Source organism: Malonomonas rubra DSM 5091 (genome assembly GCF_900142125.1).
Lineage (GTDB): Bacteria > Desulfobacterota > Desulfuromonadia > Desulfuromonadales > Geopsychrobacteraceae > Malonomonas > Malonomonas rubra.
This window is the reverse complement of sequence record NZ_FQZT01000003.1, coordinates 365,893-373,963: the sequence shown is the minus strand read 5'-3', so window position 1 is coordinate 373,963 and position 8,071 is coordinate 365,893. Positions and strand designations below refer to the sequence as shown.

Below are 8,071 nucleotides of genomic sequence, written 5' to 3'. Positions count from 1 at the left end.
ACAATGAAGTACCGCCCGGAATATCCTTCTCGTCCATTTGCAACGGAGCAGGACGCGCAGAAATGGGTGGATGCCTTTGTTCACTGGTACAACACTGAGCACCTACACAGTGAGATCCGTTTCGTCACCCCAGATGACCGACATTACGGGCGTGACACTGCAAAGCTGAAGAACCGAAAGAACGTTTATGAACAAGCGCGGGAGAAGAATCCGGAGCGCTGGGCAAGACAGATCCGTAACTGGACACCAATAGAGATCGTTCGACTAAACCCTGAACGAAAACGGCCCTCCGAAGAGGGCCTGAAATCAGAAGCTGCTTGAAAAGGTTGAGGCGACAACTACCTTGACACCCGCCGGTTGTGGCAAAGTCAAATCACAGCATTTCACAATCTATTGTTTTCCGCTTCCAGCCCCAGAGGGTCGACCGGGAGCGATTCCTTCCCGTGAACCGGGCCGTCGACGATAACCTTCCGATTCACCTTGTTCCTCAACACGGCTACGCATATTCTCACGATGCAGGTAACGATACCGTTCCTTTTCCTTTTCAGTCTTCAGCAGCTGTAGCTGTTCACGATACTGGGCTCTTTCCTCTTCACTCATCAACTGCCAGCCATAGATCGCATCTTCTTTGGGCATTCTCGATTGCTGGTATTCCTGAAGTTGTTCCTGAAACTGTCTCTGGTCCTGAAGAGGATCCTCGGCTTCGGTAATTTGTGCCCCCAGCAAACAGCTAAACAATAAACAGAACCCAATGCCTTTTAGATTCATGCCCTCCTCCTCTCATGCCCTTCCAACATTTGGTAGTTTGGAATTAAATTTCCTTTTGCTGTCTGCATTGTCCCACAGCTGACAGGTATAGCAATGCTCGAAAGGTCTCTATTTGCTACAGACTGAAGTGTCGTGATTGGTCAAGGAATAATGGCAGAAAGGATGAGAAGGAAGTGTCTATCGGGTCGCCTTAAGGGTTGCATTTCTGTTATGAAGTAACTTCGCCGATAGATTCAAACTGCAAACTATTTTTGCACGATTTTTTAATATGATACATAACACAGTCTGCTCTGTTTATTGCCTCTTCAACATCGATTACACCTGCGGGAAAGATTGCGACACCAATACTGAAGCCAATTGGCCATTTATTGTCGGCGGCTGACTGGATTAACTCCTTCTGCATCCTTCCAAACATGGTTTTTGCGCCTTCTTCATTTGTCTCCATTAGCAAAACGGCAAATTCATCCCCTCCAAGGCGACCAAGAATATCAGTCGTTCTGATGCATTGGTTTAATGTATTTGCGACGGTTTTCAGTACCTTGTCTCCTTCAGCGTGACCCAGATTGTCATTCACTGTCTTGAAATCATCGACATCGATATAACCTATGGCAACTGAATGGCGGTGGCGAACAGCCAATTCAAGAAAGTCACTGCAGAGTTTTTTAAAAGCGCGTGCGTTGTATATCCCCGTGAGCCCGTCTTTATCCGCCAGACCCGTTTCAATGGCCAGCCGTTTTTTCAATTCCATCAGCAGGGAGGAAAATAAGATAAAAAAACTCAGGCGGACACCTGTGTTCCAGAGGGGAATTAGGTTGTTGCTGTATCCTTTGTTTGAAAGATAATCGATTGAAAGCCAGAGCATTGCGGCCAGGGCACAAAAAAAGTAGCTCGTTCTTCGGCTAAAAATCCATGTCACCAAATAGATTGGGATAAGATAGAAAACGGAAAAAGAAAGTTCTGAACCCGTGAGATAGTCCAGCCCAGCGATACCAACAAGAAAAAGCAGGCTGACCAGAACCGCTTTTGCCTGAGATAAAGTCTCAAAGAAATTCGTTTTCATATAACGACAATCTCTCATGGTGAAAAACTGTAGAATACGCTTGCCTTTTGACTGAAACTCCCCTGAAATTCCCTTGAACCGTCCTGAGGATAATTCGATAGGACATGCATAATTCGCTATTTTGTCCCTGTCTCCCAGCTGATCAGGTTCAGCTCTATTGGCAAACTGATATCAGGAGAATAGGGAATAATCCGGGCCGTATAATCATTCGCCTGGCGGCTTTTATCAATATGGCAGGCATAGCGCAGGAAATCTGCCGATTGTGTCGTGCTTTCTACCGGCCGCATCGTCAGGCAGACAGGACCGGCACCACCGACACCATCTGCATAGAGTTGTACCTGGACTCCATTCTGCGGTAGCCGTCCCAGGCAGATCTCGACTTCGATAATGTCACCTGTTTGGCTTTGTTTGATATTTCGACGTCTCCAGCGGATCTCTTGCCAATGCAGTCGCAAAGTGTTTTCCCAGGCGTTCAACGTCTTTCCGGTGGCCTGACCATGAGCATTCCGCTGCCGATAGCGACCAACGGCGGGAAGATACAACTTTTCCACGTAATCGCGAACCATGCGGTTGGCACTGAATTGCGGAGCTAAATTAGCCAGGCTTTTCCGCATGCGTGCCACCCATTTCCGTGGGATGCCGGAGGCATCACGCCGGTAAAACATCGGCACAATTTCGTTTTCCAAAAGCTCGTAAAGCTGTTCTGCATTCGTAGCATCCTGCTCTGGCCCATGTTCCATACGATCACCAAGAGCCCAGCCAATTTCCGGATCGAAGGCTTCATCCCACCAGCCATCGAGAGTTGAAAGGTTGAGACCACCATTGGCCAGGACTTTCATGCCACTGGTACCGCAGGCTTCCCAGGGGCGACGCGGAGTATTGATCCAGAGATCTACCCCCTGAACCAGCTCCTGGGCTAACGCTATGTCATAGTCTTCCAAAAAGATGGCTCGATGCCGAACCTCCGGTCGTTGCACAAATTCAGCCCATTGCTGGATAAAATGCTTGCCGGTATCGTCACGGGGATGGGCCTTTCCGGCGATCAGGAGCTGCACCGGACGTTCCGGGTGCGTCATGATACGGATCAGTCTTTCGGGATCCTGAAGTAACAGGTTGGGTCGCTTGTAGCTGGCAAACCGCCGGGCGAAGCCCAGCGTCAGCGCTTGGGGATCGAGAACCTTGGCGGCAACCGCTAAAATCTTGGGGGCGTCACCACGTTGAGCGCACTGGTAAACCAAACGGTCGCGGGCATAATTGATTAAATCCTGCCGTTCAAAGGCATCGAAACGCCACAGTTCCTCGTCACTGAGACGTTCCATGGCTGCCGTCATCGTTTCAGAGCAGTCTTGCCAGCGTTTTTTTCCGCATGCTTTGGTCCAGACAGCATCCGCCCAAGGTGAATCCCAGGTGGGCACATGGACTCCGTTGGTAATATGACTGACTGGCACCTCGGCTTGAGGCCATTGTGGAAAGAGATTTTGGAATATCTGACGGCTGATCTTGCCATGCAAACGACTGACTCCATTGATGGCACCACAGGTGCGAGCTGCCAGAAACGCCATGGAAAACGGCGCGTCCTGATCATCTGGATCGAGTCGGCCCAACCCGGCTAACTCTTGCAGGGAGATGCCGATCTGCTCAGCATAGACCGACCCATATCGTTGTACCAGATCAGGGAAATAGGTGTCGAACCCGGCTGGCACCGGCGTGTGGGTGGTAAATAGGTTGCCGGGTCGGCTCATCCATAAAGCTTCGCGGAAAGCGATTGCATGCAACTGCATAAGCTGCCTGGCCCGTTCAATGGTGACGAAAGCGGCGTGGCCCTCATTGAGATGGCAGATATCGATCGGTAGACCAAGCGCAGAGATTGTCCGCCAGCCGCCGACCCCAAGGACTATTTCCTGCACCAGTCGCATTTCCTCACCGCCACCGTAAAGCTTTCCGGTGATACCACGGTCGAGGGGACTGTTTAAGGGGTCATTTGTGTCGAGCAGGTAGAGACTGACGCGCCCGACCTGGGCCTGCCAGACTCGACAGCGTACAGCCCGTCCCGGGAGGGCAACGTCGATTTTCAACCATTCACCGGTCGCAGATCTGACCGGAAAGACCGGCAAAAAACTGGGATCATTGTAGGGATAGGCTTCCTGCTGCCAGCCGTTAGCATCCAGAACCTGCCTGAAATAACCTTCCTGGTAAAGCAGGCCGACTCCCGTGACCGGAACCCCGAGATCGCTAGACGCCTTGAGATAATCCCCGGCAAGAATACCCAGCCCCCCGGCATAAAGTGGCAGCGCTTTGCCCAGGCCAAACTCCATGCTGAAGTAGGCAACACCACTTATTTTCTGCGACCCGAAATTCTCTCGGAACCAGCCTGTTTGGGCGAGATAGTCTTGGCGCTGAGTTGTCAAATGTTGAAGATGGGCCAAAAATTGTGAATCAGCCGCGAGTTTTTTCAGCCGGTTTTCGGTCAGGTTTTGCAGTACCTCGTAAGGATTGTCGGTCTTTTCCCAGGCCAGTTGATCGACTGTTCGCCACAGGGCATCACTTTCATGACTCCAGGTCCAGCGCAGGTCGCTTGCAAGAGCGCCCAGTTCTTTGAGCTCTACTGGTAGCTCCCGTTGCAGGTAAGAAAATCCAAGCACCTGACGCCCCCTTTATAGTGTAAAAGATTGTAGTGTGCTTGGAATGCTGATGTTATCGAGGCCCAGTTCCTTGCGCAGCAGACCGGCCAGCGTTTCCGACGATTCATCTTCTCCGTGAACGATAAAGGTACGTTCCGGTTTTTTTTGCATCACCCGGACAAATTCCAACAAACCCTTTTGATCTGCATGCCCTGAAAGACCAGTCATCACTTCAATCTTTGCCCTGACAGGAAAGTCTTCGCCGTAAATGTGAACGGTTTTTTCCAGTTCCACCAGCCGGCGACCAAGGGTGTTCGGTGCCTGCCAGCTGGTGATGAGAATAGTGTTACGCGGATCGGCAATCCGATTGCGCAGGTGGTGAAGAATCCGCCCCCCCTCCAGCATGCCGCTGGCGCTGATAATGATCGATGGAACTCTCAGGCTGTTGAGAGCTTTTGACTGCTCCACGGTTTGGGTGTATTGCAGGCGACCGAAACCGAAAGGGTTATTGTCATCATCGCTGAGCAGAAATTCGCGGATTTCAGCATCGTAGACTTCCGGGTGCAAACGGAAGATGTCGGTCGTGCGGGTCGCCAGGGGGCTGTCGACAAAGATTGGCAGATCCGGGATTGCGCGGTCATTAAACAGCTTGTGTAAGGCGTAAACCAGCTGCTGAGTCCGGCCAACCGCGAATGCCGGAATCAACAGTGAACCGCCACGCTTGACTGTTTCATTGACGATTCTCGCCAATTCCTGCTCTGACTCCTGATAGTCCGCGTGCAGCCGGTTGCCGTAGGTACTCTCCATGATCAGAATATCGGCCCCGGCGGTGAGGGGTACCGGATCACGAATGATCGGGATATCCGGCCGCCCGATATCTCCGCTAAACACCAGGCGCCTCTTTTTACCGGTATCCCGGTCATCAATATCGAGTATCACGTATGCACTGCCGAGCATGTGACCGGCATCAATGAGGGTTAAATCGACTCCAGGGAAAAGCTGATGTGTCCGGTTGTAGCTAAGGCCAACGAACTGTTTCATAGCATCGGCCACATCGGTTTTTGTATAGAGCGGTTCGAAAACGCGTTGCCCCCTCTTCTTCCGACGTTTATTGACGAATTTCACGTCGTTTTCCTGGATAAATGCACTATCCATCAACATTACCGCGCACAGGTCACGCGTTGCCGAGGTGCAATAGATATCGCCGGAAAAGCCGTTTTTAACCAGCCGGGGGATCCGACCGGAATGGTCGATATGGGCATGAGACAAGATCAGACAATCGATGGTAGCGCGATTTGCCAGTTCACTGCGATTGCGCTCGAAAGACTCTTTGCGCTTTCCCTGGTAAAGACCGCAGTCAAGCATGATGACCTTATCGTTCACTTCAATCAGATGCTGAGAACCGGTCACCGTTCTGGCTGCGCCATGAAAGGTAATCTTCATAGGTCCCCCACAATGAGAGGAACAGACTGTTTTCTTAATCATGACAAGCTTCGGTGCGTTGTCAATGTCAGCTGGCATGAAGTCCTGATGAATTGATGAAATTTTGTTTCAAAAACCAAGTGCTCGGCACCGGCCCGGTCAGCTGGAAACTTTATTTGGTGTCCCGCTGATTTTTGATAGAGATTATCTGCGCAAGAAAATTTTTCTGACAAGACGTTCTTGATGAAACCTCATAAGTAACACTCGAACAGGTCTTAGGCTGATCTGACCAGAGCATCATTTTATAGAAGAGTTGATGTCCGGGCAGCCCATATGTGTCCAGTTGCATGACGTATGTCCACATAACACCAATAAACTGTTATAATTGTTAAGTTTAAAAATCTGAAACCCAATCGGGGTGCCTGCTAACGCTTCAGCAAAGCTCTTTACCTCTCTATTCTTTATGTAATGACTAACGAACTTAGGTGTTCTATTGATTGTTTTGAAAAGGGGCGGGGTGACAAAGATGTCAAAAAAATCCGTAAAAGGTGAAAAATCAGAGCTACGGAAGCGTGCCGAAGAGGTTTTAAAAGACCGCGGAAGCTGCCCAACTATCGCTGCCGAAGAGACTGAGCAACTCAGACTTATTCATGAACTGCAAGTCCATCAGATTGAGTTGGAGATTCAGAACGATGAGCTCTCCAGGTCCAAAGAAGAGATTGAATCGCTCCTCTGCAAATACAGCGACTTATACGATTTCTCTCCTGTCGGTTATCTGACCCTTGACCCGGTCGGCAATATCCTTGAAGCAAACTTGACCAGTGCCAGGTTCCTTGAGATGGAACGATCGAAATTGATCGGTCAGCGCTTTATCAGTTTTATGACTGTCTCCGATCGGCACGATTTTGCTAATTTCCTGAATCAAGTTTTTTTGTCGCGGGGCAAAGAAGCCTGTGAAGTGGTGATACCGCAAAAAAACAATGCGGCACTATTTGTCCAGATCGAAGCAATCGCCTTAAAGGGTGATAACCAATGCCGAATTGCCATGATTGACGTTAATGATCGAAAAATGGTCGAGGAGGCCTCTCTGCGTGCCGAAAAACTCGAATCCCTTGGCCAACTTGGAGGAGGCATTGCTCACGATTTCAACAATCTGCTGACGGTTATTCTCGGCAATATCGCCATTACCCGCGCTCAAAATCACGCTCCCGGTCAGCGGGAGATCCATTTGAAAAACATTGAGAAAGCTGCAGAGAAAGCGAAAAACCTCACCATGCAGCTATTGACCTTCGCCAGAGGCGGCGCACCGATAAAGAAGGTTATCAACATCGAAGATGTTCTTCGCTCTGCAGTCGCAGTTCCGGTGCATGGCTCCTTGGTGATGTGCCAGTTAGATTTCCCTCCTGACCTTTTGGCCGTAGAAGCCGATGCCGACCAACTCACCCAGGTATTTCATAACCTGATTCACAACGCGTTTCACGCAATGCCGGATAAAGGGGTGGTTGAAATCTCCGCAGAGAATACAGTAACCGTTTCAGGACGGAAGAAAATGGTGAAAATATCATTTCACGATTCTGGTCCCGGCCTCTCGCAGGAGGATCTAGCAAAAATTTTTGATCCTTATTATTCTATGAAATTAAATGGTTGCGGGCTTGGGCTTGCGGTCTGCTACTCCATTGTCAAAAAGCACTACGGTGACATTCAAGTCAACTCAACAGCCAACAACGGGACAACCTTTACTGTATTGTTGCCAGCAGCCCCAACCTCACAGGTCTTCGAACCGCATGATGAAATTCGTTACGGGAGTGGCAGAATTCTGCTGATGGATGACGAAGCAGCGATTCGGGACGTTCTCAAAGCTTTATTAAAAGAGCTCGGTTACGAGGTAGAATGCAGCGGGGATGGTTGTGAAGCGATTGACCTTTATCAGAAAAGGAAAACCGAAAGTAAACCTTTCGACCTGGTTATCCTGGATATAACGGTGCCGGGGGGAATGGGCGGCGAGGAGGCTGTTGAGGAGTTGCGACGGCTTGATCCGCAAGTAAAGGCCATCGTTTCAAGCGGCTACTCAACCGACCCGATCATGGCCAACTATAAAGATTATGGCTTTACTGACGTGTTGCGTAAACCCTATCAACTGGCGGAGCTCAGCCAGGTCATAGCGGATGTGCTAAAAGATTGATGTTTTATTGTTCGGAAC

General features: G+C 50.0%; 5 protein-coding genes and 1 pseudogene. 2 read left to right on the top strand and 4 right to left on the bottom strand.

Going from position 1 to position 8,071, the window contains the following annotated elements; translation table 11 throughout:
* Positions 1–321: pseudogene (locus BUB13_RS06765) on the top strand (integrase core domain-containing protein); the annotation flags it as partial.
* 69 nt (positions 322–390) lie between these two features.
* Here BUB13_RS06765 and BUB13_RS06760 read toward each other — a convergent pair.
* The 4 genes from BUB13_RS06760 to BUB13_RS06745 all read right to left on the bottom strand — a co-directional run bounded on the left by BUB13_RS06760 (position 391) and on the right by BUB13_RS06745 (position 5,892).
* Positions 391–768 carry a hypothetical protein gene (locus BUB13_RS06760; protein WP_072907063.1) on the bottom strand — a complete coding sequence of 126 codons (378 nt, stop codon included), beginning with the start codon at positions 766–768 and terminating at the stop codon, positions 391–393.
* Positions 769–976: 208 nt separating this feature from the next.
* Entirely contained in the window at positions 977–1,828 is an 852-nt protein-coding gene (locus BUB13_RS06755) for a GGDEF domain-containing protein (protein WP_072907061.1), read from the bottom strand.
* A 116-nt stretch (positions 1,829–1,944) separates the two neighbouring features.
* Positions 1,945–4,470: an alpha-glucan family phosphorylase gene (gene glgP / locus BUB13_RS06750; protein ID WP_072907059.1), complete on the bottom strand. Its 2,526-nt coding sequence runs from the start codon at positions 4,468–4,470 to the stop codon at positions 1,945–1,947.
* Positions 4,471–4,482: 12 nt separating this feature from the next.
* Entirely contained in the window at positions 4,483–5,892 is a 1,410-nt protein-coding gene (locus BUB13_RS06745) for an MBL fold metallo-hydrolase RNA specificity domain-containing protein (protein ID WP_072907057.1), read from the bottom strand.
* A gap of 505 nt (positions 5,893–6,397) precedes the next feature.
* Here BUB13_RS06745 and BUB13_RS06740 point away from each other — a divergent pair.
* Positions 6,398–8,053 (top strand): hybrid sensor histidine kinase/response regulator, encoded by a 1,656-nt coding sequence (locus BUB13_RS06740; RefSeq protein ID WP_072907055.1) that lies wholly within the window; start codon positions 6,398–6,400, stop codon positions 8,051–8,053.
* Positions 8,054–8,071: the final 18 nt, after the last annotated feature.